Annotated in this window: 2 protein-coding genes; both read left to right on the forward strand. The window is 64.6% G+C overall.

The features are described 5' to 3' along the window. The first annotated feature begins 114 nt into the window (after positions 1-114). Entirely contained in the window at positions 115-1,647 is a 1,533-nt protein-coding gene (gene istA, locus ACZYSP_RS35225) for an IS21 family transposase (protein ID WP_447740150.1), read from the forward strand. Next, positions 1,640-2,536: an IS21-like element helper ATPase IstB gene (istB, locus tag ACZYSP_RS35230; protein WP_319361599.1), complete on the forward strand. Its 897-nt coding sequence runs from the start codon at positions 1,640-1,642 to the stop codon at positions 2,534-2,536. The genes istA and istB overlap by 8 nt, the downstream gene beginning before the upstream one ends. Positions 2,537-2,626: the final 90 nt, after the last annotated feature.

Below are 2,626 nucleotides of genomic sequence, written 5' to 3' on the forward strand. Positions count from 1 at the left end.
AGTGTTAGTGCCGATGCAATCTTGACCAGCTAAACCGCAAAGTGCCAATCCAATATTGACCAGGGTGTTCCACTGACCTGCTGAGAATTTCAGCAGGGATTCAAGGTGATCACCATGGACATGATTGGCAAGGTCAGGCGCATGAGGCTGCGCGACCAACTCTCTCTCAGTGAGATCGCAAAGCGCACGGGCCTGTCGCGCAACACGGTCAAGAAGTGGCTCAAGGCGCCCAGCGATGTTGTGCCGAAGTACGAGCGGGTGAAGCTCGACGGCAAGCTCACAGCGTTCGAGCCGGCCCTGCATCAAGCGCTCACAACCGACAGCCATCGCCCCAAGCAGGGAAGGCGTAGCGGCCGTGCCCTGTTTGCCCAGATACAGGCCCAGGGCTACCGCGGCGGCTACAGCGCCGTCACCGACTACATCCGGCGCTGGCGGGTGGAGTCGGCAGCCAGTCCGGCCAAGGCGTTCGTTCCGATGAGCTTCGAACTGGGCGAGGCCTTCCAGTTCGACTGGAGCGTCGAAGCCATGGTTGTCGGTGGCGTGTTCTACAACGTGCAAGTGGCGCACCTGAAGCTGTGTGCCAGTCGAGCCTTCTGGCTGGTGGCCTACCCCAGCCAGGGCCACGAGATGCTGTTCGACGCCCACACCCGGTCCTTCCAGGCACTCGGCGGCGTCACCCGGCGCGGCATCTACGACAACATGCGCACCGCCGTGGACAAGGTGCAGCGCGGCAAGCAGCGCACCGTCAACGCCCGCTTCGCTGCCATGTGCAGCCACTACCTGTTCGACCCCGACTTCTGCAACGTCGCTTCCGGCTGGGAGAAGGGTGTGGTCGAGAAGAACGTGCAGGACAGCCGCCGGCGCATCTGGATCGAAGCCGCAACCCGGCGCTTCGGCTCGTTCATCGAACTCAATGCCTGGCTGAGCGAGCGGTGTCGTTCGGTGTGGAGCGACACCACGCACCCGATCCACCGGCAGTTCACCGTGGCCGAGATGTGGGAGTTGGAGAAGCCTCACCTCATGTCCATGCCTGCTCCCTTCGACGGCTACGTCGAGCGGCTGGCCCGGGTCAGCAGCACCTGCCTGGTGGCCGCCGCGCGCAACCGTTACTCCGTGCCGTGCGAGTGGGCCGGCCACATCGTCAGCACCCGCGTCTATCCAGAGCGAATCGATGTGGCGGCCGCGGACGCCGTCGTGGCCAGCCATGCCCGGCTGCCGGGCAGCGGCCAGACCAGCTACGACTGGCAGCACTACATCGAGCTGGTGCAGCGCAAACCGGGCGCCTTGCGCAACGGCACGCCGTTCCTGGACCTGCCGGCGCCGTTGCTGCGCTTGCGCCAGTCGCTGCTCAGGCACCCTGGAGGAGACCGGGTCATGGCACAGGTGCTGGCTGTGGTACCGCAGGCCGGGCTGGAAGCCGTGCTGGTGGCCATCGAGCTGGTGCTCGAAGGCAGAGCGCCCAGCGGCAGCATCAGCGTTGAGCACGTGCGCAACGTGCTGGCCCGCTTGAACAGCCCAGCCACGCCGGACCAGGCGCAGACGTCCCTGCGACTCACCCAGGCGCCCAAGGCCGACACCGCGCGCTACGACCGGCTGCGCCCCACCCACCAGGATCATCTGGACGGACAGGAGGTAGGCCATGCGTGAGACCTCCCTCGATGTGCAGGCCCAACTGAAGGCGCTGCGGCTCAACGGCATGGCCACGGCCTGGGCCGATCTGACGGAACAAGGCGGCGATACGACCCTGGCCGCATCACGCTGGCTGGTGGAGCACCTGCTGCAGGCCGAAGATGCTGACCGGGTGATGCGCTCCATTGCTCACCAGATGAAGTCGGCGCGCTTCCCCATGCACCGCGACCTGGCCGGGTTCGACTTCGCCGTCTCGCAGGTCGACCGCGCGTTGATCCAGAAACTGGCGGACCTGTCGTTCACGCAGGATGCACAGAACGTGGTGTTGGTCGGTGGCCCAGGCACTGGCAAGACCCACCTGGCCACGGCGCTGGGGATTGCCGGCCTCACCCGGCACGCCAAGCGAGTGCGGTTCTACTCCACGGTCGATCTGGTCAATGCCCTGGAGCATGAGAAGAGCCAGGGACGTGCCGGACGCATCGCCATGAGTCTGGTGCGCATGGACTTGGTCGTGCTCGACGAGTTGGGTTACCTGCCGTTCAGCCAGGCCGGTGGCGCCTTGTTGTTCCACCTGCTGTCCAAGCTGTACGAGCACACCAGCGTGATGATCACCACCAACCTGACGTTCGCCGAGTGGTCCAGTGTGTTCGGCGACGCCAAGATGACCACGGCGCTGCTGGATCGCTTGACCCATCACTGCCACATCATCGAGACGGGCAACGAGTCCTACCGCTTCCGCCACAGCACGCACGAAGCCAAGGGGCGCATCAAGACGCGCGAGCAGACCAGGAAGACAACTGCGGCTCAGGTGAGCGAGGTCGCGGAGGAAGGGGCCTCGCCTGACGGCTCGGGAATACCAACAACCGGTTCAAGAAAAGGAGGACCTACCGAGGCATCCAACCTATAGTTATCCACAGCTGGCTCCTACCGGAACCAGCTCCAGCCCCTGGTCAATGTTCGACTGGCACTGCTGATCTCGATTGCACTGGCGCTAACA

This window comes from Variovorax sp. F042, from assembly GCF_057814215.1.

Bases quoted from the DNA above. Each gene is read 5' to 3' on its own strand.
- istA (WP_447740150.1), top strand. From the start codon at position 115: ATGGACATGATTGGCAAGGTCAGGCGCATGAGGCTGCGCGACCAACTC.
- istB (WP_319361599.1), top strand. From the start codon at position 1,640: ATGCGTGAGACCTCCCTCGATGTGCAGGCCCAACTGAAGGCGCTGCGG.